We start from the raw sequence: 21,510 nt of genomic DNA, 5'->3' as shown, positions 1-21,510 counted from the left end.
CGGCGTCTCGAAGGATGAAGGCCGTGCAGCCGCAGCGGGGCCTGCATGGTTCGAGACGGCGCTTCGCGCCTCCTCACCATGAGGAGAGGATCTGGAAGGATAACGATGCTGAGCCCGGACGAACTCGAACGTTATGCCCGCCATATCGTGCTGCGCGATGTCGGTGGCCCCGGCCAGGCTGCGCTGAAGCGGGCCTCCGTGCTGGTGATCGGCGCCGGCGGGCTCGGTGCGCCCGCTTTGATGTATCTGGCGGCCGCCGGCATCGGTACGCTCGGCGTGGTCGATGACGACGTGGTGTCGCTGTCGAACCTCCAGCGCCAGGTCATTCACACCACGCCCGATATCGGCCGGCACAAGGTCGAGAGCGCGGCCGAACGGATCTCGGCGCTCAACCCGCATGTCCGCTTCGTCGGTCACGCCACCTGGCTCAATGCCGACAATGCGCTGTCGCTGATCGGGGACTATGACCTCGTGCTCGACGGCTCCGACAATTTCTCGACCCGCTATCTGGCCTCGGACGCCTGCTTCTTCGCCAAGAGGCCGCTGATCACGGCGGCGCTCGGCACCTTCGATGGCTCGCTGACCACCATCCGCGCGCATGAGACAAACGAGCAGGGCGAATTCAATCCGACCTATCGCTGCCTATTCCCGGAAGCGCCGCCGCCCGGGACCGTGCCGGCGTGCGCGGAAGCCGGCGTCATGGGCGCGCTCGCGGGCGTGATGGGCTCGATGATGGCGCTGGAGGCGATCCGCGAGATCGTCGGCTTTGGCGACGGCCTCGTCGGCCGCCTCCTGATGATCGATGCGCGCGCGATGCGCTTCGAGACGCTGCGTTACGCGCGCGATCCCGCCAATCCGCTCAATGGCGATGGGCCTGTGATCACCGATCTCAGCGCCCATCGCACTTGATTGCAGACGTTATGCTGTGGCCGGCTTCTCGCTGTCGAGATGCGCCATCTGCTCAGCGGCGTAACGCGTGCCGGCAGCGACATCGGGCGGGAAGGCCGTTGCCAGCACGGCGAGATGAGCCGGCGTCAGCGTGACCTTGGCCGCGCCGAGTGCTTCGGTGAGGCGGTTGCGGGTGCGGGCGCCGACCAGCGGCACGATCTGCTTGCCTTGCGCCGCCACCCAGGCGATCGCGACCTGTGCCGGCGTCGCGCCAATCTCAGCGGAGATGGCGCGCAGCTGCTCCACCAATGCGAGATTGGCATCGAGATTCGATCCCTGGAAGCGCGGCGTCATCAGCCGGTAGTCCTTGCCTGTCTTGCCGGAGTCCTTCGACCAATGGCCGCTGATGAGGCCGCGCGCCAACACGCCGTAAGCCGTGATGCCGATGCCGAGCTCGCGGCAGGTCGTCAGGATGTCGCGTTCGATGCCACGCTCGATCAGCGAATATTCGATCTGGAGATCGGCGATCGGGTGCACGGCATGCGCGCGGCGGATGGTGGCGGAGCCGACCTCGGACAGGCCGATATGTTTGATGTAGCCGGCCTTCACGAGATCGGCGATGCCGCCGATGGTCTCCTCGATCGGAATGTTGGGATCGAGCCGCGCCGGACGGTAGACGTCGATGTAGTCGGTGCCGAGCCGCTGCAGCGAATAGGCTAGGAAGTTCCTCGTTGCGGCCGGCCTCGTGTCCATGCCGGTGAATTCGCCGGCAGGACCGCGCAGCGCACCGAACTTGACACTGATCTGCACCTTGTCGCGCGGCACCTCCTTGAGCGCTTCGCGCACCAGCATTTCATTGTGGCCCATGGCGTAGAAATCGCCGGTGTCGACCAGGGTAATGCCGGCATCCAGTGCGGCGTGGATCGTGGCGATGCTCTCGCCGCGATCGGCGGGGCCGTAGACCTCGGACATGCCCATGCACCCGAGACCGAGAGCGGAGACGGTGGGACCGGTCGAACCGAGTTTGCGCTGTTCCATGATGGCTCTCCTCGAAAAGGCGCTGACTGCGCCGCGTGACGAGGCCTGATATGCGCTTGATCGATTGCGCCGATAAGCTGGACAATCGAGAATGGCTTGTTCACATTAACGAACAATGGCTGAGCCCGACCTGCGTGATCTCGACGTCTTCATGGCGGTCGCCCGCACCCGCAATTTCCGGCGCGCGGCGATCGATATTCGCGTGTCGGTGTCGAGCCTTAGCCAGCGATTGCGGGACCTGGAGGAGCGCCTCGGCGTCCGCCTGATGAACCGCACCACCCGCAGCGTCGCCCTGACCGAGGCGGGCGAGCTGCTGCTGTCGCGCGTGGCTCCGGCGCTGCGCGATGTCGGCGAGGCCCTCGATCAGGTCCGGGGCCTGCGCGAGATGGCCTCGGGCCGGCTGCGCATTAACGCGCCGCCACCCGCGGTCGATCTCGTGCTGGCCCCCATGATCGGGCCGTTCCTTAAGGCCTATCCGCAGGTCGACCTCGAGATCGTTTCCGAGAGCGGGTTTGTCGATATCGTCAGCGCGGGCTTCGATGCCGGCGTACGTTATGGCGAGCATCTCGCGCAGGACATGGTCGCGATCTCGCTCAGCGGCCCGCAGAGCTATGTCGTAGTCGCTTCGCCCGATTACCTCGCGCGCCGCGGCAAGCCGGAGCATCCGAAGGATCTGCTCGACCATAATTGCATCCGCGCCCGCTACTCCAGCGGTGTCATGCACGATTGGGAGTTCGAGAAGGCCGGCCAGCTGGTGAAGGTCGATCCGCCGGCAAAGCTGATCTCGACCAACATGGGCCTTTCCATGCGCGCCGCGCTCGACGGCGCCGGCATCTGGGCGACGCTTGATGGTTATGTCGGCGAAGCCCTGAAGTCCGGCGCGCTCGTCAGTCTGATTCAGGATTGGTGCGAGCCGTTTCCCGGGCCGTTCCTGTACTATCCAAGCCGGCGACAAACGCCGCCGGCGCTGCGGGCCTTTATCGATTTCGTTGCCGACTGGCGCAAGCGCGAAACACGCAGCAAATAGACCTCACAGCATGCTCGGCAGCACGCGATCCGGCGGCTTGTGCGCATCGAGGAAGGTTCGGATGTTGATGATCACCTTCTCGCCCATCTCGACGCGGCCCTCGATCGTGGCCGAGCCCATATGCGGCAGCAACGTCACCTTGCCGGCCTTGGCGAGCCGCACCAGCTTCGGGTTCACCGCGGGCTCGTGCTCATAGACATCGAGGCCGGCGCCGCCGATCTCGCCGCCTTCGATCAGCTTGATCAGCGTGTCCTCGTCGGTGACCCCGCCGCGCGCGGTGTTGACGATGTAGGCGTCCTTGCGAATAAGCTTCAGCCGGCGCGCCGACAGCAGATGGTAGGTCGCCGGCGTGTGCGGACAGTTCACCGAGATGATGTCCATCCGTGCCAGCATCTGGTCGAGGCTTTCCCAATAGGTCGCGCCCAGCTCTTCGGCGATCTTCGGCGCCACCGGCCGACGATTGTGGTAGTGGATCTGCAAGCCGAAGGCGCGGGCGCGGCGTGCGACCGCCTGGCCGATGCGGCCCATGCCGATGATGCCAAGGCGCTTTCCGCCGATGCGATGGCCGAGCATCCAGGTCGGCGACCAGCCCGGCCAGGGTTTTCCTTCCGTCAGGATCGAGGCGCCTTCGATCATCCGCCTGGGCACGGCGAGGATCAGCGCCATGGTCATGTCGGCGGTGTCTTCGGTCAGAACTTTCGGCGTGTTGGTGACGGTGATGCCGCGGGCATGCGCGGCCTCGACATCGATGTTGTCGACGCCGTTGCCGAAATTCGCGATCAGTTTCAACCTGCAGTCGGGCTGGTTGACGATGTCGGCGGAGATGTGGTCGGTCACGGTTGGGACCAGCACGTCGGCGGTACGGGCGGCTTCCGCGATCTGCTCGGGCGACATCGGCGTGTCGTCGAGATTGATCCGCGCGTCGAACAGCTCGCGCATCCGGGTCTCGATCGAATCCGGAAGCTTGCGCGTCACCACGACGAGGGGCTTTTTCTTCACCGACATGTCCTGCCCTCATGAGGCGTTGCGAGCCGCCTCTGTCGCCAAAGGCCGGCCGTTGAGGCCTCATTAACCCGGTTGTTCGACACTGCGCTTGCCGTGTCGTCCCCGGCGTTTCCTTCAAGCTCTCCCGACATTTCCGGCCGGAAAATCGGGACAAACCGGTTGTTCAGATGTCCGTCCTCTCTAGCAGAAGGCCGGGCCAAGACAAGAACCACGGGTAAAGGGCTCGGGAACACCCGCGTGGGGCGGGGTCAGGGGCGACAGCGGCCTGGTTTGGGAATTTAGGGCGAGGGACCGGCTCGGCCGGACCTTCGACAGGAGACGGGTTGATGGCGTTGGGGCGTTTTTGTTCGGTGATGGCGCTCGTTTGCACCTGGTTGAGCGCTTCGGTCAGTCCCGGGCATTCGGCAAAGGACAACACCCCTCAGACGGCCTCAGGCCTCCCGGTGCCGCGCTACGTCAGCCTGAAATCGGATCACGTCAACGTCCGCGCCGGCCCGACCAAGGACAACGACGTCGCCTGGGTCTACACCCGTTCCGGCCTGCCGGTCGAAATCACCGCCGAGTTCGAGAACTGGCGCCGGGTCCGCGATTCCGAGGGCGCCGAGGGTTGGGTCTATCACTCGCTGCTGTCGGGCCGCCGTACTGCTGTCGTCACCATGAAGCACAAGGACGAGCTCGCGCCGATCTACGACCGCGCCGATCCCGAGAGCGCGGTTGCGGCCAGGCTCCAGGCCGGTGTCGTCACCCAGGTGAAGAAGTGCACTGCAAACTGGTGCCGCGTCAGCGGTAACGGCTTTGACGGCTGGATCCAGCAGGAGCGCCTCTGGGGCGTCTACTCGGACGAGCAGGTGAATTGATCTGGGCGGGAGCGGAACTGTTGCTCCACCGTCATGCCCGGGCATCCACGCATTTTTCGACGCCTGACCGAATAACGTGGATAGCCGGGACAAGCCCGGCCATGACGATCAAATCAGCAGTTCAGGATAGATCTCAGCGCTTCTTGCGCAACCGTACGACCATGTCGATGCGGGCGATCTCGTAACCCGCGGGCACCTCAGGCATCTTGGACAGCGCCAGATGCGGATCCTCGATGTCGACCAGCTCATGGCTGTTCTCGAGGTAGTAGTGATGGTGGGTCGTGACGTTGGTGTCGAAATAGGTCTTGGTGCCGTCGACGCTGACCTGACGCAGCAGACCGGCATCGGTGAGCTGGTTCAGCGTGTTGTAGACGGTCGCCAGCGAGACCGGCACCTTGGCCAGCGTCGCTTCCTCGTAAAGCATTTCAGCCGTGAGGTGACGTGCACCCTTGCCGAACAGGAGCCAGCCGAGCGCCATGCGCTGGCGCGTGGGGCGAAGCCCTGCGGACTGGAGCATTTCGTTGACGTCGTGCCACGGGCAGCCGGTCAACGCCGGCTGGCGGCCGGACATAAGAGCCGCCGCATGGGCCTCTTCGTCGCGATGGGGCGCGTTATTTTCGTTCATTTCCAGCTTCGGGCACGCGTGAACACTGTCGTTGCCCAACATATATGGAGAGATAGATGCAGATGCAAGTTTCTCGCAACTAGAGCGGTTCTAATCAGGCAGGGAACCGGGGTGGCGGCCCGTCATTTTACCTTCATGAGAGCGCTTTGCTACCCGAAATGGCCTGTGTTAGAGAGCCCGCGGTTCCGCTTAACCCATTTTGGCGCGACCCGGCATTGAGGGCCGCTCGCTATCCATCCAGGGTCCTTCGGTATTCTCGTCTGACAATGGCAACAGATGTCGCCTTTCGAACAGGATGGGGCCCATTTTCGCCGGAAACGCCGCTCAATCGGGGTTTGAACACAAAGGCTTCCGCATGCTGAACAGGCGCAACGGTTACGAATATGAAGATCTGCTGGCATGTGCCCGCGGCGAGATGTTCGGCCCTGGCAATGCGCAATTGCCGCTGCCGCCGATGCTGATGTTCGACCGCATCACGGACATCAGCGAGACCGGCGGCGAATTCGGCAAGGGGGTGGTGCGCGCCGAGCTCGACGTGAAGCCCGACCTCTGGTTCTTCGGCTGCCACTTCAAGAACGATCCGGTGATGCCCGGCTGCCTCGGGCTCGATGCGCTGTGGCAAATGGTCGGCTTTTATCTGGGCTGGAGCGGCGGTGAAGGTCGCGGTCGCGCGCTTGGCCTGAACGAGCTGAAGTTCAGCGGCCAGGTGCTGCCGGAGGCCCGCAAGGTTGTGTACAACATCGATATCAAGCGCGTGATGCGTTCAAAGCTGGTGCTCGGTATCGCCGACGGATGGCTTTCGGTGGATGACCAGATTATCTATCGCGCAAAGGATTTGAAGGTCGGCCTGTTCAAGCAGGGCACGAGCCTGGGCTGAGCGCATCACCACGAAGACAACGATTGAGGCGAGGCTGTCATGAGGCGGGTTGTGGTCACCGGGATGGGCATTGTCTCCTCCATCGGAAACAACACCCAGGAGGTGCTTGCGAGCCTTCACGAGGCGAAGTCGGGCATTTCGCGGGCTGAAAAATATGCCGAGCTCGGCTTCCGCTCCCAGGTGCAGGGTGCGCCGACGCTCGATCCTTCGACGGTGGTCGACCGCCGCGCCATGCGTTTCCTCGGTCAGGGCGCGGCGTGGAATCACGTCGCGATGGAACAGGCGATCCAGGATTCCGGTCTTTCGCCCGACGAAATTTCCAATATTCGCACCGGCATCATCATGGGCTCCGGCGGTCCGTCGGCGCGCACCATCGTCGAAGCCGCCGACATCACCCGCACCAAGGGACCGAAGCGTGTCGGGCCGTTTGCAGTGCCGAAGGCGATGTCCTCCACGGCCTCCGCAACGCTTGCGACCTGGTTCAAGATCAAGGGCGTGAACTATTCTATCTCGTCGGCCTGCGCGACGTCGAACCATTGCGTCGGCAATGCCTATGAAACGATCCAGATCGGCAAGCAGGACGTCATCTTCGCCGGCGGCTGCGAGGAGCTGGACTGGTCGCTGTCGGTGCTGTTCGACGCCATGGGCGCGATGTCCTCGAAGTACAACGACACGCCTGCGACGGCCTCCCGTCCCTACGACGTCAACCGCGACGGCTTCGTGATTGCCGGCGGAGCCGGCGTGCTGGTGCTGGAAGAGCTCGAGCATGCCAAGGCGCGGGGCGCACGCATTTACGGCGAGATCGTCGGCTATGGCGCGACGTCCGACGGCTACGACATGGTCGCACCATCAGGTGAGGGCGCCGAGCGCTGCATGCGCATGGCGATGTCGACCGTGAAGACCAAGGTCGACTACATCAATCCGCACGCGACATCGACCCCGGCCGGCGATCCGCCGGAGATCGACGCACTCCGCAGGGTGTTCGGAAGCGGCGAGAAGTGCCCGCCGATCTCGGCGACCAAGGCGCTGACCGGTCACTCCCTGGGCGCAACCGGCGTGCAGGAAGCGATCTATTCGCTGCTGATGATGAACAATGGTTTCATCTGCGAGAGCGCCCACATCCAGGAGCTCGACCCCGTGTTCGCCGACATGCCGATCGTGCGCAAGCGCATCGACAACGTCAAAATCGGCACCGTGCTGTCGAACTCCTTCGGCTTCGGCGGCACCAACGCCACGCTGGTGTTCAGCCGGCTGGATGCGTAATTTTGGCACGCTGTCATGCCCCGCGAAGGCGGGCATCCAGCACGCCGCAACTTCTCGATTTGCAGTAATCGCCTCGAAATACTGGATCGCCTGCCCCAGTGCGCAAGTGCGCGCAAGGCGGGCGATGACGCCGGAATAATGGGAGCTATCAGGCAATGGAAGGTTTAATGAAAGGCAAGCGCGGTCTGATCATGGGCATCGCCAATGATCATTCGATCGCCTGGGGCATGGCGAAGACGCTGCATGCCCACGGCGCCGAGCTTGCCTTCACCTTCCAGGGCGAGGCGCTGGGCAAGCGTGTTAAGCCGCTGGCGGAGCAGCTTGGCGTCGACATGGTGCTGCCCTGCGACGTCGAGGACATCGCCAGCGTCGACGCCACATTCACGGCCTTGCGCGAAAAGTGGGGCCGGCTGGATTTCGTGATCCACGCGATCGGCTTCGCCGACAAGAACGAGCTCAAGGGTCGCTACGCCGACACCAGCCGCGAGAATTTTTCGCGCACCATGGTGATCTCCTGCTTCTCCTTCACGGAAGTGGCAAAACGCGCCGCCGAGCTGATGACGGAGGGCGGCAGCATGATCACGCTGACCTTCGGCGCCTCGGAACGCGCGATGCCGAACTACAACGTGATGGGCGTGGCCAAGGCGGCGCTGGAAGCCTCGGTGCGCTATCTCGCCTCGGATTTCGGACCGCGCGGCATCCGCGTCAACGCGATCTCCGCCGGCCCGATCCGCACGCTCGCCGGCTCCGGCATCGGCGAGGCGCGCGCGATGTTCGCCTTCATGCAAAAACATTCGCCGCTCCGCCGGGGCGTGACGCTCGACGAGCTCGGCGGCTCGGCGCTGTATCTGTTGTCGGATCTCTCCGGCGGCGTGACCGGCGAGATCCACTATGTCGATTCCGGCTACAACACCGTCCTGATGCCGCGGCCGGACGATTTGAAGGCGCAGGATTAGCTCTCGTAGAGTGGGCAAAGGCGCGCAAGCGACGTGCCCACGATTTCTCAATAATCGAGACCAGTTCCTGCTGCGAAGGACGTGTCGATCAGCGCGCGTCGCTGTTGCGCGCCGCTCGTTGAACCCCGATCAGCAGCGGCAGCGTCTTGTCGAGGCTTTCCGTCAGCATGGCACGCACGTCGTCGCGCAGTGCGGGATTGTCGGCGGCATCTTCAGGGCGGGTTGGAAACGATTCTGCGGGTAGTTCGCGATAGGGGCCGCCGATTTGCACGCCCAGGAGCCTCTGCACCATAAGGGAATGATGCGTGTTGATCAGCGCAGAACTCTGTCTGACAACGGAGAAGTCGCGCCCATCGAAGATGCGGACAAACGCCAGGGCGTAGAGATAGATGCGACGCCCGAGCACCACATCATGGTTGAGGATGCCGAAGCCGCGGACCGTATAGTTGGATGACCCGAAAGGGCTGATTGAATTGAGGATCTGGATGTAGTGCCGGCAATTCGTTCCTTTCACGACGTCGCGCATGTATTGGGCCAGCTCCGCATTGAGATCGCGGAACAACCTGTCCTTCAATGTGTCCTTGGACTCATCGCGGGGAGGAAATTTCGCCGGGTTGTAGGGGATTCTCAGAACGGACACGCCGGCAGGGATCGTGGCGCGAATCCGCGCGAAGATCAGATCATTGAGTCCCCAGCCCGGGATCGGGACGACCGTCTTCTTGTGCTGAAATACGGTCAGGCCGGTCGTCAGCACGGTGAACTCATCGCCGGTGGTGACGACGACACCGAAGTCGCACGGGCCGCCGACCACGGGAGCGGGTTTGCCCGTCGCTTCACGCCGCGTGGTCGTCTTGTTGTTGCTTTGCTTGACGGCTGATCCTGCCGTTTCCGCCCCTGGTGGTACCAATTTGGTCTGCGCCCAAGCAGATGTCGAAAAGCACCACGCGACGGCCGCAAGGACGACGAGCCGGGCCAAAACGTCAAATGCAGCCCAGCCGCAGGAAGCGGACGAGCGATAGTCTTTGTCGCGTCCCCTCGGCAAAGGCGCTTACTCGCCCTTGATATACGCGGGTAGATACCTGTCCAGCTGGGCCGTGAGCAGGCTGCGTGTGCTGTCACGCAGCAATGCACTGCTGGTCACCTGTTCAGGGGTCTTGGGAAATTCGAGATTGTTGAGGATTTGCATATTGTCGTTCTTGTTGGAGAAACTCGAAGCAATCACATCGCCGAAGCTGCGGGTAGGCGCCCGATGGATGTCGAAAGTCCGTCCGTCAAAAACGTTTATGCGGAAATAGGAAACCACGACGCCGCGCCCGGAAGGGCTCGCCCAATTCTTGTAGACCCCGAGGCCCTCGATTGATTGATTGGTGCCATCCACCGAAACGCGGGCTTTCGTGGCTACGACGTAGCGTTCGCAATTTGCAGCTCCGGCGATCTGCCGCACCAGCGCCGTCAGGTCGTCGCGGTCATTGCGGAACAGTTTCGCTTCCGGATGATAGTACGGCCTGAAGGCTCCGCTTGCGTAAGCGACCTTTCGGACAGCCGTGCCGGGAGCCGTGGCGCGAACCCTCGCGACGAACAGATCATCGATACCCCACGTCTCGATCGGCGCCTCCATATACTCGTTGCCGAACATCGTGAGGCCGACATGTTGCACCGAGAACTGGTCTCCGATCGCGGAAATGACGCCGATCTGACAGGGGCCGCTCTCCGCCGCAACTGGCTGTTGTGCAGCCGGTTTGGCCTTCGGCGCCGCCTTCTTGACTGCCTTCTTGGCTGGCGCCGCCGTCTGAGCGGGAGGCGCGGTGGTTGCGGGAGGGGTTTGCGCGGCTGCCGTGGTGAGCAGGGACAGCAACGCGATCAGCGAGACAGCAATTCGAAGCATCGATTCCGGGAGATCAGGGGGCAGGAGGACGGCGGATACGCCACAGTAAATTGGAACCGTGACAACCGCAAGCTGCACCAGGCGACCACTGCCTATCCGGCGGGTCGCTGCCGCCGCCACCGATAATACTTCATCATGAATCCGTTCGACGGCTCGACCTCTTCTTTCTCGAACACAAAGCCCTCGCGCTCGTACCAGCGCCAGGCTTTTTCGTTCTCGCGGATGCAGCGCAGAGACATCTCGTCGGGCATTTGTGTGCGCGTGAAGCCAAGCAATTGGCGGCCGAGCGATTGGCCCTGATAGGCGGGCGCGACGAACAGCATGTCGAGATAGAGTTTTGGCAAATGCAGCGCCAGCATCGCGGCGATCGTGCCGTCGTCGTCGGCGACGAACAGGCTCCAGCCGTCCTCGGTCTCGCGCCGGATCCGTGCACGCAGGTTTGCCAGCAGGAAGTCGCTCGTCTCGCCGAGGCCGGTCGAGACCCAGCTCTCCATCCAGATACGGCCGATCTCGTCGTATTCGTCCGCGCGGGCTGGGCGAATGATGGGATGCGACATCGAGGCCTCAGGTTGGCTTGCTGCGCACGGATGGACGTGCGCGCACCTTGCCCGCCGACAGGCACACCACCTCGGAGATTTGCAGGAGTTGCCGCGCCAGCGGGCTGGTCTTGCGCCAGACCATGCCGATGGTGCGCGACGGCTGCGGGTCGCGGAAGCGCGCGAGCGAGACCGAGGCCGATCGCGTCTCAACTGACACCGCCATCTCGGGGATCAACGTGACGCCGATGCCGGCGCTGACCATCTGGACCAGCGTCGACAGCGAATTGGCATCCAGCATCTCGCGTGGCGGCGCCGATTGCATGTTGCAGAATGACAGCGCCTGATCGCGGAAGCAGTGCCCCTCTTCGAGCAACAGCAGCCGCATCTCGCGCATCATCTCCCGCGACGGTGCCGGCGTTCCCTCATCCGCACTCGGCCGCACCAGCAGGAATTTTTCCTCGAACAGGGCGACCTCGGTGAGCGAGGGCTCGGACACCGGCAGCGCCACGATGGCGGTATCGAGCCGACCCTCCACCAGTTCCTGAATCAGCCGCGGCGTCATCGTCTCGCGCACGCGGATGTCGAGCTCCGGATGCATGCGCGTCAGATTCTTGGTGATCGTCGGCAGCAGATAGGGCGCGATCGTCGGAATCATGCCGATGCGCAGCCGTCCGGAGAACCGGTCCTGCGAGGCGCGGGCGAAATCGCCGAGCTCGTCGACCGAGCGCAAGATGTCGCGGACGCGCTGCGCGAGCTCCTCGCCAAATCGGGTCAGCGCCACCTGCCGGGCGCTGCGCTCCAGCAGCAGACCGCCGAGCGCCTCCTCCAGCTCCTTGATCTGCATCGACAGGGCAGGCTGCGAGATCGAGCAGGACTCAGCCGCGCGGCCGAAATGACTGTGACGGGCCAGGGCGTCGAAATACCGGAGCTGGCGCAGCGTGAGGTTTAGCATCAGAAAATCTTATCGCTGCGATCATTAAAGTCAACTTCCCCTGATCGAACGTGAAGCTTAGAGTGTTTCTACCTGGTCAAAGGCGCGAGTTCGACGCCACCAGAGGAGGTATTCATGGACGACACTTCAAAGTGCCCGTTTTCGGGTGGAAAACGTGTGCCGGCGAACCGCGATTGGTGGCCGACCCAGCTCAGCATCGAGATGCTGCACAAGAATTCCGCCAAGTCCGACCCGATGGACAAGGACTTCGACTACGCCAAGGAATTCAAGTCGCTCGACCTGAACGCGGTCATCAAGGACCTGACCGCTCTGATGACGGAATCGCAGGAATGGTGGCCCGCCGACTTCGGTCACTACGGCGGCCTCATGATCCGCATGGCCTGGCACAGCGCGGGCACCTACCGCACCACCGACGGTCGCGGTGGCGCCGGCGCCGGACAGCAGCGTTTCGCGCCGCTCAACAGCTGGCCCGATAACGCAAATCTCGACAAGGCACGCCGTCTGCTCTGGCCGATCAAGCAGAAATACGGCCGCAAGATTTCCTGGGCCGATCTGATGGTGCTGGCGGGCAACGTCGCGCTGGAGTCGATGGGCTTCAAGACCTTTGGCTTTGCCGGCGGCCGCGTCGACGTCTGGGAGCCGGAAGAGCTCTATTGGGGTCCGGAAGGCACCTGGCTGGGCGATGAGCGCTACAGCGGCGAACGCCAGCTCGCCGAGCCGCTCGGCGCGGTGCAGATGGGCCTCATCTACGTCAATCCGGAAGGCCCGAACGGCAAGCCGGATCCGATCGCCGCGGCCAAGGACATTCGCGAGACCTTTTTCCGCATGGCGATGAACGACGAGGAAACCGTCGCACTGATCGCCGGCGGCCACACCTTCGGCAAGACCCACGGCGCCGGCGATCCGTCGCTGGTCGGACCGGAGCCGGAAGCGGGCGCGCTCGAAGATCAGGGCCTCGGCTGGAAGAGCAAGCACGCGTCGGGCATTGGCGGCGATTCCATCACCAGCGGTCTCGAGGTGACCTGGACCACGACGCCGACGAAGTGGAGCAACAACTTCTTCGAGAACCTGTTCAAGTACGAATGGGAGCTGACTAAGAGCCCGGGCGGTGCGCAGCAGTGGACGGCCAAGGGCGCCGAGGCGATCATTCCCGATGCCTTCGACAAGTCCAAGAAGCATCGGCCGACGATGCTGACGACCGACCTCTCGCTGCGTATGGATCCGGCCTATGAGAAGATCTCGCGCCGCTTCCTCGAGAATCCCGATCAGTTCGCGGACGCCTTCGCCCGTGCCTGGTTCAAGCTCACCCATCGCGACATGGGTCCGGTGGTGCGCTATCTCGGTCCGCTGGTGCCGAAGGAAACCCTGATCTGGCAGGATCCGATCCCTGCTGTGAATCACGAGCTGGCCAGCGAGCAGGATATCGCCTCGCTGAAGACCAAGATCCTGGCCTCGGGTCTGTCGGTCTCGGAGCTGGTCTCGACCGCCTGGGCGTCGGCCTCGACGTTCCGCGGCTCGGACAAGCGCGGCGGCGCCAACGGCGCGCGTATCCGCCTCGCCCCGCAGAAGGATTGGGAAGTGAACGAGCCGGCTCAGCTCTCGAAGGTCCTGGGCAAGCTCGAAGCGATCCAGAAGGACTTCAACGCGTCATCCGGTGCGAAGAAGGTCTCGCTGGCGGACCTCATCGTGCTCGGCGGCACCGCCGCGGTCGAGAAGGCCGCCAAGGATGCCGGCGTCGACGTCAAGGTCGGCTTCACGCCGGGCCGCATGGATGCCTCGCAGGAGCAGACCGACGCCGCTTCGTTTGCTCCGCTGGAGCCGCGGGCCGATGGCTTCCGCAACTTCATCGGCAAGCGGCAGCAGTTCATGATGCCCGAGGAGGCTCTGGTCGATCGTGCGCAGCTGCTCCGGCTTACCGGCCCGGAGATGACGGTGCTCGTCGGCGGTCTGCGCGTGCTCGGTGCCAATGCGAACGGTTCGAAGAACGGCGTCCTCACCTCGAAGGTGGGAACGCTGAGCAACGACTTCTTCGTCAACCTGCTCGACATGAGCACGCAGTGGACGCCGGCCGGCACCGACGGCACCTATGAGGCCCGCGACCGCAAGACCAACGCGGTCAAGTGGACCGGCACGCGCGTCGACCTGATCTTCGGCGCACACTCGCAGCTTCGCGCCTACGCAGAGGTCTATGCCACGTCGGATTCCAAAGAGCAGTTCGTCAAGGACTTCGCCAAGGCCTGGACCAAGGTGATGAACCTCGATCGCTACGACATCGCGGCCTGATTCCAAAGTTCGGCAAGCGACAAACAAAAAGGGCGGCCGCGAGGCCGCCCTTCGTGTTTCTGGCAGGTAGCGAGATTTACTCGCCGGCCGCTTCGCGCGCGGGCTGCTGGCTCTCGCCCTTGCCCTCGAGGTCTTCGCCGGTCTCCTGGTCGACCACCTTCATCGACAGGCGGGTCTTGCCGCGGTCGTCGAAGCCGAGCAGCTTGACCTTGACCTTGTCGCCTTCCTTGACGACGTCGGAGGTCTTCTGCACTCGCGCCGAGGCGAGCTGGCTGATGTGGACAAGGCCGTCCTTGGAGCCGAAGAAGTTCACGAAAGCGCCGAACTCCATCACCTTGACGACGGTGCCGTCATAGATCTGGCCGACTTCCGGATCGGAGGCGATCGACTTGATCCACTTGATCGCGGCCTTCATCGCCTCGCCGTCGCTGGAGGCGACCTTCACGGTGCCGTCGTCCTCGATGTTGACCTTGGCGCCGGTCTTCTCGACGATCTCGCGGATCACCTTGCCGCCGGTGCCGATCACTTCGCGGATCTTGTCGGTGGCGATCTTGAAGGTCTCGATGCGCGGCGCGTATTCGCCGAGCTCGGCGCGGGCGTTGGTGAGCGCCTTCGACATCTCGCCGAGGATGTAGATACGCCCATCCTTAGCCTGACCGAGCGCGACCTTCATGATCTCCTCGGTGATGCCCTCGATCTTGATGTCCATCTGGAGCGAGGTGATGCCCTGCTCGGTACCGGCGACCTTGAAGTCCATGTCGCCGAGATGGTCCTCGTCACCGAGGATGTCCGAGAGAACCGCGAAGCGCTTGTCTTCGAGGATCAGGCCCATTGCGATGCCCGCGGTCGGCCGCTTCAACGGCACGCCGGCGTCCATCAGCGCGAGCGAGGCGCCGCAGACCGATGCCATCGACGAGGAGCCGTTGGATTCGGTGATCTCCGACACCACGCGCGTGGTGTAGGGGAATTCGTGGTGCGGCGGCAGCACCGGGTGGATCGCACGCCAGGCGAGCTTGCCGTGGCCGATCTCGCGGCGCTTGGTACCGCCGAGGCGGCCGGTCTCACCGACCGAGTAGGGAGGGAAATTGTAGTGCAGCAGGAACGTCTCTTTGTACGTTCCCGACAGCGCGTCGATGTACTGCTCGTCCTCGCCGGTGCCGAGCGTGGTCACGACCAGCGCCTGGGTCTCGCCGCGGGTGAACAGCGCCGAACCGTGGGCGCGGGGCAGCACGCCGACTTCGGCGACGATGTTGCGCACGGTCTTGGAATCGCGGCCGTCGATGCGCTTGCCGGTGTCGAGAATGTTCCAGCGAACGATCTTGGCTTCGAGCTCCTTGAACACGCCGCCGATGCGCAGCTTGTCGTATTTCGGCTCTTGGCCTTCCGGGAAGTAGTGCGCGATCACCTTTTCCTTGACCTTGCCGACCGCGGCGTAGCGATCCTGCTTGACCGGAATGGCGTAGGCGGCGCGCAGTTCCTGCTCGACCATGCCGAGCATTTCCTTTTCGAGCGCCGAATTGTCGATCGCGGTGACCTCGCGCGGCTCCTTCGCGGCCTTTTCGGCGAGCTCGATGATCGCGTTGATCACCGGCTGGAAGTGGCGGTGACCGAACATCACGGCGCCGAGCATGATCTCTTCGTTCAGCTCCTTGGCTTCCGATTCCACCATCAGCACGGCGTCCGCAGTGCCGGCGACGACGAGGTCGAGCTGAGTGTCGACCATCTCGTCGAGCGTCGGGTTGAGGATGAACTCGTCATTGGCGAAGCCGACGCGCGCGGCGCCGATCGGGCCCTTGAAGGGAGCGCCCGACAGGGTCAGCGCAGCCGATGAGGCCACCAGCGCGACGATATCGGGATCGTTCTCCATATCGTGCGAGAGCACGGTCACGATCACCTGGGTCTCGTTGCGCCAGCCGTCGACGAACAGCGGACGGATCGGACGGTCGATCAGGCGGGAGACCAGCGTTTCCTTCTCGGTCGGACGACCCTCGCGCTTGAAATAGCCACCGGGAATGCGGCCGGCTGCGTAGGTCTTCTCCTGGTAGTCGACGGTCAGTGGCAGGAAGTCGACGCCTTCACGCGGTGACTTCGCGGCAACGACGGTGGCGAGCACCACGGTCTCGCCGTAGGTCGCGACGACGGCGCCGTCGGCCTGGCGGGCGATCTTGCCGGTTTCAAGCTTGAGAGGGCGTCCACCCCAGTCGATCTCGACTGAATGCTTATTGAACATAGAGGTCTTCTTTCATGGGTTCTCGAAAGAAGGACGGGTCGAAAAACAAAAACCATGCGCAAGATTGCGGGACGTTGATCGAAGCGGGCGATCAGCGTCCTGCGATCCTGCCATGGTTTTTGGATTTCGGATGGCGTCCATCCCTTCGGGTCATACGGGCGCCTTGCCCGTTGTGCCCAGCCGCCGGATTGCTGCTGGACTGTCAGTCGGCACGAACGCGAACACCGAAGCGCGGTGTTCGCCCATCATGCCCGGATGCTCGCCGTCAACGGCTCGCATCCGACGCGCACGCAGCCTCGACGAAAAACCTTTAAACAAACGCTTTCGTTCGAAATCACGCGCGAAAACGCGCGCCGGTTGGCGCGCGCAAGAACTCTTAACGACGAATGTTGTGCTTCTCGAGCAGCGCCTTGTAGCGCGCCTCGTCCTTCTTCTTCACATAGTCGAGGAGCGAGCGGCGGGTCGAGACCAGCTTCAAGAGACCGCGACGCGAATGATTGTCCTTCACGTGGGTCTTGAAATGGTTGGTGAGGTTGGCGATGCGTTCCGACAGGATCGCGACCTGAACCTCTGGCGAGCCGGTATCGCCGGCCTTGCTGGCATTCGTCTTGATGACTTCCGCTTTGCGTTCTGCGGCAATCGACATCGTCAATTTCTCTCGTTGCGATCGGCGCTGGCAGTCAGGCCGGTCAGGTTGAACACACGCTTGGGGATGATTTCGCCATTGCCGACTTCGGCAAGCGCGAGAAGCCGGCCTGCCACCGTGACATAGACTGTGCCGCTACAAGTGGGCGCATCCCGTCCGCGCAACAAAACGGCCTGGCCCCGATGGAGCCTTGCCGCATCAGCCCGAGTGACGGCCAGTGCCGGGATGTCGTCCAGCGCGGTCTCAACGGGCATAAGCGCGTCGGCGAGGCTACCCTCGCCGGACGCGGCTCTATCGCACAAAGCCTCCAGCTGATCCAGCGGAATCATGTCGTTCTCGCCAAATGGGCCGACCAGGGTCCGCCGCAGTGCGCAGATATGGCCGTAAGTGCCGAGAATCCGGCCCATATCGCGGGCCAGCGCGCGGACATAGGTGCCCTTGCCGCACTCGGCCTCGAACACGGCCCGGTCGCTATCCGGTTGATCTACAAGGCTTAATCGGTGAATCTCGACCGGGCGCGAGGCCAGTTCCACGATCTCGCCGTCGCGGGCGAGGTCGTAGGCGCGCTCGCCCTGGACCTTGATCGCGGAATAGCGCGGCGGGATCTGCTGGATCACCCCGGTGAAACGGGGCAGCAGGGCCTCGATGGCCTCCCGAGTCGGGCGCTGGTCCGAGGTTGCGGTCGCCCGGCCCTCGATGTCGTCGGTGTCGCGCTCCTCGCCCCAGCACACCGTGAACCGGTAGCGCTTGCGGCCGTCCATGACGAAGGGGACGGTCTTGGTGGCCTCGCCGAGCGCGATCGGCAGGCCGCCGGAGGCCAGCGGATCTAGCGTGCCGGCATGGCCGGCGCGTTTGGCGTTGAACAGGCGCTTGAGCACGGCAACGGCCTGCGTCGAGGTCATGCCGATCGGCTTGTCGAGCACGACCCAGCCGTGGACGTCGCGACGGTCGCGGCGCGGCTGGTTGCCCTTCTGCTTGTTGGCGCGCGGATCGTTGTTGACGCGGCGCGGCTCTTGAGCGGGCTGAGAATTGCCGCTCATGTCCGCAAAATTATTCTTCTGCACGTCGAGCTGATCGGCCTCTTCGCCGCCGATCGTGCCGTGAGCCGGGTCCATCGTCATCGTTCTTCTTCCCGATCCGTATCCGGATCCTGTTCCAGGTCCTTCTGCACCGCGGGTGTTCGCAAAAGCTTCTCGATCCGTTCCGCTTCGTCGAATCGTTCGTCGACGCGGAAGCGAAGGTCAGGTGCAAATTTCAAGTTAACGCGCCGCGCGACCTCGCCGCGCAGGAATTTCTTGTTGCGCTCGAGCGCAGCGAGGACGATCTCGGTGTCGCGGCCACCGAGCGGCATCACGTAGACTGTTGCGAGCTTCAGGTCGGGCGACATCCGCACCTCCGGCACGGTGATGATGTGACCTTCGAGGTCAGCATCATGCACGCTGCCTTGCGCCAGAATCTCGGCTATCGCATGGCGAACCTGCTCGCCGACCCGCAACTGACGTTGCGAGCCGCCAGACGCGGAACTCTTTTTTTGATGATGGCGGGGCATGGTCTGAAAATCACCTCGTCATGCCCGCTTTTGGGACACGGGCATTGTCATTTGTCTTGCTGAAACGAAGAGGGGTGGATGGCCGGAAAAAATCCGGCCATCGTACTCCCGCAATTCAGTTCAAAAAAGATCCAGGCGCTTCGGTAAGATTTGGACTTACAGGGAGCGCTGGATCGTCTCCACGCGGTAACACTCGATGACGTCACCGGCGCGCATGTCGTGATAGTTCTCGAAGGCCATGCCGCATTCCTGACCGGACTGGACTTCCTTCACTTCGTCCTTGAAGCGCTTCAGCGTCGACAGCTTGCCTTCGTGCACGACGACGTTGTCGCGGATCAGGCGCACGTTGGCGCCGCGTTCCACGGTGCCGTCGGTGACGCGGCAGCCGGCGACCTTGCCGACCTTGGAGATGTTGAAGATCTCCAGGATCGCGGCATTGCCGAGCATGGTTTCCCGCAGGGTCGGCGCGAGCAGGCCGCTCATGGCCTTCTTCACGTCGTCCACGAGGTCGTAGATGATGTTGTAGTAGCGGATCTCGATGCCGTTGCGCTTGGCGGCCGCAGCGGCCTCCTTGTTCGCACGAACCGAGAAGCCGATGATCGCGGCGTTGAAGCCCTCCGCGAGCGTCACGTCCGATTCCGAGATGCCGCCGACACCCGCATGCAGGATGCGCGCGGCGACTTCGTCGGTGCCGAGCTTCTCCAGCGAGCCGAGGATCGCTTCCAGCGAGCCCTGCACGTCGGCCTTGATGATCAGCGGGAATTCCTTGCGGCCCGCCGTCTTCAACTGCGACATCATCTGCTCGAGCGAGCCGCGCATGCCGGAGATCGAGGCAGCCGCGTTCTCGCGCTTCTGGTGCGCGCGGTAGCTGGTGACCTGGCGGGCGCGGGCTTCGTTCTCGACCACGGCGAGACGATCGCCGGCTTCCGGCGGACCGTTGAAGCCGAGCACCTCGACCGGCACGGATGGACCTGCCTCCTGCACCGTCTCGCCCTGATCCGAGATCAGCGCGCGGACGCGGCCCATTTCGGCGCCGGCGACGATGATGTCACCGACACGGAGCGTGCCGCGCTGGACCAGAACGGTCGCGACCGGACCGCGGCCACGATCGAGCTTGGCTTCGATCACGGTGCCTTCGGCCGGACGATCCGAATTGGTCTTGAGGTCGAGGATGTCGGCCTGGAGCGCGATCATCTCGAGCAGCTTGTCGAGATTCGTCTTGTTCTTCGCCGACACTTCGACATCGACGACTTCGCCGCCGAAGGATTCGACCTGCACCTCGTGCTGGAGCAGCTCGGTGCGCACGCGCTCGGGCTTGGCGTCGGGCTTGTCGATCTTGTTGATGGCAACAATGATCGGCACCCGCGCCGCCTTGGCGTGGTTGATGGCTTCGATCGTCTGCGGCATCACGCCGTCGTCGGCCGCAACCACCAGCACGACGATGTCGGTCACCTTGGCGCCGCGCGCGCGCATCGCGGTGAACGCGGCGTGGCCGGGCGTGTCGATGAAGGTGATCTTCTTGCCGCTTTCGGGCGACAGCACCTGATAGGCGCCGATATGCTGGGTGATGCCGCCGGCTTCGCCGGAGACCACGTTGGCATGACGAAGCGCATCGAGCAGCGAGGTCTTGCCGTGGTCGACGTGACCCATCACCGTCACCACCGGCGAGCGCGGCTCGGTGTCGGTCGAATCGTCGATGGCGTCGAACAGGCCTTCTTCAACGTCGGACGCGGCAACGCGCTTGACGGTGTGACCAAGCTCCTCGGCGATCAGCTGCGCAGTGTCGGCATCGATCACGTCGGTGATCTTGTGGATCGCGCCCTGCTTCATCAGCATGCGGATGATTTCCACCGCGCGCTCCGACATGCGGTTGGCGAGCTCCTGGATGGTGATCGCTTCCGGAATGACCACCTCGCGGATGAGCTTTTCCTTCGGCTCGTTCGCGGCATGGCCCTTCAGGCGCTGGGTGCGGCGGCGGAACGAGGCGATCGAGCGCTCGCGGACGTCGTCGGCATTGAAGGCGGTGACGACCGTCAGGCGGCCGCGCTCCTTCTGCGGGCCGGGCTTGTGGGTGGGCTTGGGAGCGACCACAGGCCGCGCAGCGCCGCCGGGGCCGCGACGGATCTGGCGCGGACCGTCGTCCTCGTCCGGTCCGGCTGCGACGGCGGGGGCGCGGCCCACCGGGCCTCCCGGCCGCTGCGTGGTCGTTCCGGGTCGCGCGGTCGTTGTTCCCGGGCGTGCCGTGGTGGTTGTGCCGGGTCGCGCCATCGGCGCTCCGGGCCGCGCTGCAGGAGCGGCCGAGGTCCCCGTTGCAGGGCGCGCCACAGATTGCGGCTGCTCGCCTTCGCCAAAACGCTTCTTGGCCTCGGTTTCGGCCTTCCGCTTGGCTTCCTCCTCGTGACGGTGACGCTCCTCCTCGGCCTTGCGGCGGGCTTCGGCGGCCTCACGATCAGCACGCTCGGCGCTTTCGCGGACCGCGCGGCGCTGGGCCTCTTCCTCGGCATGGCGGCGCTCTTCGACTTCGCGCACCTTGGCATCGGCCAGCGCGCTGGCGCGGGCGGAACGTTCGTCCTCGGTCAGCGTGCGCAGCACCACGCCGGAGCCGGCGTTGCGCGGCGGCGCGGGGCGTGCCGGGGCAGGCTTGGGCGCGGCGGCCGGCGCGGGCTTCGCCACTTCGGCCACCTGCGGTTCAGGGCTGCCGTCGACACGGCGCTTGCCACGCTTCTCGACCACGACCTGCTTGCTACGGCCATGACTGAAGCTCTGGCGCACGGTGCCCGTTTCGACGCGCGGCTTGAGCGATAGCGTCTTGCTCGGAACGCTCAGCTTCTTGTCGCCAGGGGTCTTGGTATCAACCATTAAGCAGTCCTAATCCTGATCTTGTTGTCTT

At 63.9% G+C, this 21,510-nt stretch carries 19 protein-coding genes; 7 read left to right on the top strand and 12 right to left on the bottom strand.

Translation table 11 applies throughout. From position 1 onward, the window contains the following. Positions 1-105: 105 nt before the first annotated feature. Entirely contained in the window at positions 106-909 is an 804-nt protein-coding gene (moeB, locus tag IVB36_RS31065; protein ID WP_018455782.1) for a molybdopterin-synthase adenylyltransferase MoeB, read from the top strand. 9 nt (positions 910-918) lie between these two features. Here the strand turns inward: moeB and IVB36_RS31060 are convergent, their stop codons facing one another. Beyond that, positions 919-1,926 (bottom strand): aldo/keto reductase, encoded by a 1,008-nt coding sequence (locus tag IVB36_RS31060; protein ID WP_018455783.1) that lies wholly within the window; start codon positions 1,924-1,926, stop codon positions 919-921. A gap of 115 nt (positions 1,927-2,041) precedes the next feature. On the opposite strand from IVB36_RS31060, the gene IVB36_RS31055 reads away from it, so the two are divergent. After that, positions 2,042-2,953 (top strand): LysR family transcriptional regulator, encoded by a 912-nt coding sequence (locus IVB36_RS31055; RefSeq protein WP_247295885.1) that lies wholly within the window; start codon positions 2,042-2,044, stop codon positions 2,951-2,953. 3 nt (positions 2,954-2,956) lie between these two features. On the opposite strand, the gene IVB36_RS31050 is transcribed toward IVB36_RS31055, so the two are convergent. Continuing rightward, positions 2,957-3,958, bottom strand: coding sequence for a D-glycerate dehydrogenase (locus IVB36_RS31050; protein WP_018455785.1), 1,002 nt, complete (start codon positions 3,956-3,958; stop codon positions 2,957-2,959). A gap of 326 nt (positions 3,959-4,284) precedes the next feature. On the opposite strand from IVB36_RS31050, the gene IVB36_RS31045 reads away from it, so the two are divergent. Further along, positions 4,285-4,815 carry an SH3 domain-containing protein gene (locus tag IVB36_RS31045; RefSeq protein WP_026233024.1) on the top strand — a complete coding sequence of 177 codons (531 nt, stop codon included), beginning with the start codon at positions 4,285-4,287 and terminating at the stop codon, positions 4,813-4,815. Positions 4,816-4,948: 133 nt separating this feature from the next. On the opposite strand, the gene irrA is transcribed toward IVB36_RS31045, so the two are convergent. After that, a complete protein-coding gene (irrA, locus tag IVB36_RS31040) occupies positions 4,949-5,440 on the bottom strand; it encodes an iron response transcriptional regulator IrrA (protein WP_018455787.1) in 492 nt (163 codons plus the stop codon). A 355-nt stretch (positions 5,441-5,795) separates the two neighbouring features. Between irrA and fabA the strand changes: the two genes are divergently transcribed. The 3 genes from fabA (at position 5,796) to fabI (ending at position 8,536) form a co-directional block, all read left to right on the top strand. Next, the gene (fabA, locus tag IVB36_RS31035) at positions 5,796-6,317 is read left to right on the top strand and encodes a bifunctional 3-hydroxydecanoyl-ACP dehydratase/trans-2-decenoyl-ACP isomerase (protein ID WP_007603915.1); all 522 of its coding nucleotides are present in this window, start codon (positions 5,796-5,798) and stop codon (positions 6,315-6,317) included. Between the two features lie 39 nt (positions 6,318-6,356). Continuing rightward, positions 6,357-7,580 carry a beta-ketoacyl-ACP synthase I gene (gene fabB, locus IVB36_RS31030; protein WP_026233025.1) on the top strand — a complete coding sequence of 408 codons (1,224 nt, stop codon included), beginning with the start codon at positions 6,357-6,359 and terminating at the stop codon, positions 7,578-7,580. 155 nt (positions 7,581-7,735) lie between these two features. Further along, positions 7,736-8,536 (top strand): enoyl-ACP reductase FabI, encoded by an 801-nt coding sequence (fabI, locus tag IVB36_RS31025; protein ID WP_026233026.1) that lies wholly within the window; start codon positions 7,736-7,738, stop codon positions 8,534-8,536. A gap of 88 nt (positions 8,537-8,624) precedes the next feature. Here the strand turns inward: fabI and IVB36_RS31020 are convergent, their stop codons facing one another. The 4 genes from IVB36_RS31020 to IVB36_RS31005 form a co-directional block, all read right to left on the bottom strand. After that, on the bottom strand, positions 8,625-9,512 hold the full coding sequence (locus tag IVB36_RS31020; RefSeq protein ID WP_240550533.1) for a hypothetical protein: 888 nt from the start codon (positions 9,510-9,512) through the stop codon (positions 8,625-8,627). Positions 9,513-9,584: 72 nt separating this feature from the next. Continuing rightward, positions 9,585-10,541 (bottom strand): hypothetical protein, encoded by a 957-nt coding sequence (locus IVB36_RS31015; RefSeq protein WP_231189580.1) that lies wholly within the window; start codon positions 10,539-10,541, stop codon positions 9,585-9,587. Then, entirely contained in the window at positions 10,514-10,978 is a 465-nt protein-coding gene (locus IVB36_RS31010; RefSeq protein ID WP_018455792.1) for a GNAT family N-acetyltransferase, read from the bottom strand. Before IVB36_RS31010 ends, IVB36_RS31015 begins: the two co-directional genes overlap by 28 nt. 7 nt (positions 10,979-10,985) lie before the next feature. Beyond that, positions 10,986-11,912: a hydrogen peroxide-inducible genes activator gene (locus tag IVB36_RS31005; protein WP_018455793.1), complete on the bottom strand. Its 927-nt coding sequence runs from the start codon at positions 11,910-11,912 to the stop codon at positions 10,986-10,988. Positions 11,913-12,026: 114 nt separating this feature from the next. Here IVB36_RS31005 and katG point away from each other — a divergent pair, with 114 nt between their 5' ends. Then, on the top strand, positions 12,027-14,195 hold the full coding sequence (gene katG / locus IVB36_RS31000) for a catalase/peroxidase HPI (RefSeq protein WP_026233027.1): 2,169 nt from the start codon (positions 12,027-12,029) through the stop codon (positions 14,193-14,195). 76 nt (positions 14,196-14,271) lie between these two features. On the opposite strand, the gene pnp is transcribed toward katG, so the two are convergent. From pnp to infB, 5 genes are all read right to left on the bottom strand, one after another. Further along, the gene (pnp, locus tag IVB36_RS30995; RefSeq protein ID WP_018455795.1) at positions 14,272-16,425 is read right to left on the bottom strand and encodes a polyribonucleotide nucleotidyltransferase; all 2,154 of its coding nucleotides are present in this window, start codon (positions 16,423-16,425) and stop codon (positions 14,272-14,274) included. A gap of 376 nt (positions 16,426-16,801) precedes the next feature. Further along, entirely contained in the window at positions 16,802-17,071 is a 270-nt protein-coding gene (gene rpsO / locus IVB36_RS30990; protein WP_247394114.1) for a 30S ribosomal protein S15, read from the bottom strand. A 2-nt stretch (positions 17,072-17,073) separates the two neighbouring features. Further along, the gene (truB, locus tag IVB36_RS30985; RefSeq protein WP_018455796.1) at positions 17,074-18,192 is read right to left on the bottom strand and encodes a tRNA pseudouridine(55) synthase TruB; all 1,119 of its coding nucleotides are present in this window, start codon (positions 18,190-18,192) and stop codon (positions 17,074-17,076) included. Further along, positions 18,189-18,620: a 30S ribosome-binding factor RbfA gene (rbfA, locus tag IVB36_RS30980; protein ID WP_026233028.1), complete on the bottom strand. Its 432-nt coding sequence runs from the start codon at positions 18,618-18,620 to the stop codon at positions 18,189-18,191. The genes truB and rbfA overlap by 4 nt, the downstream gene beginning before the upstream one ends. A 156-nt stretch (positions 18,621-18,776) precedes the next feature. Beyond that, on the bottom strand, positions 18,777-21,479 hold the full coding sequence (infB, locus tag IVB36_RS30975) for a translation initiation factor IF-2 (RefSeq protein WP_018455798.1): 2,703 nt from the start codon (positions 21,477-21,479) through the stop codon (positions 18,777-18,779). Positions 21,480-21,510: the final 31 nt, after the last annotated feature.

Origin of the sequence: Bradyrhizobium sp. 35 (genome assembly GCF_023073215.1) — a bacterium.
Taxonomy (GTDB): domain Bacteria; phylum Pseudomonadota; class Alphaproteobacteria; order Rhizobiales; family Xanthobacteraceae; genus Bradyrhizobium; species Bradyrhizobium canariense_D.
This window is presented reverse-complemented; position numbering and strand designations above follow the sequence as displayed.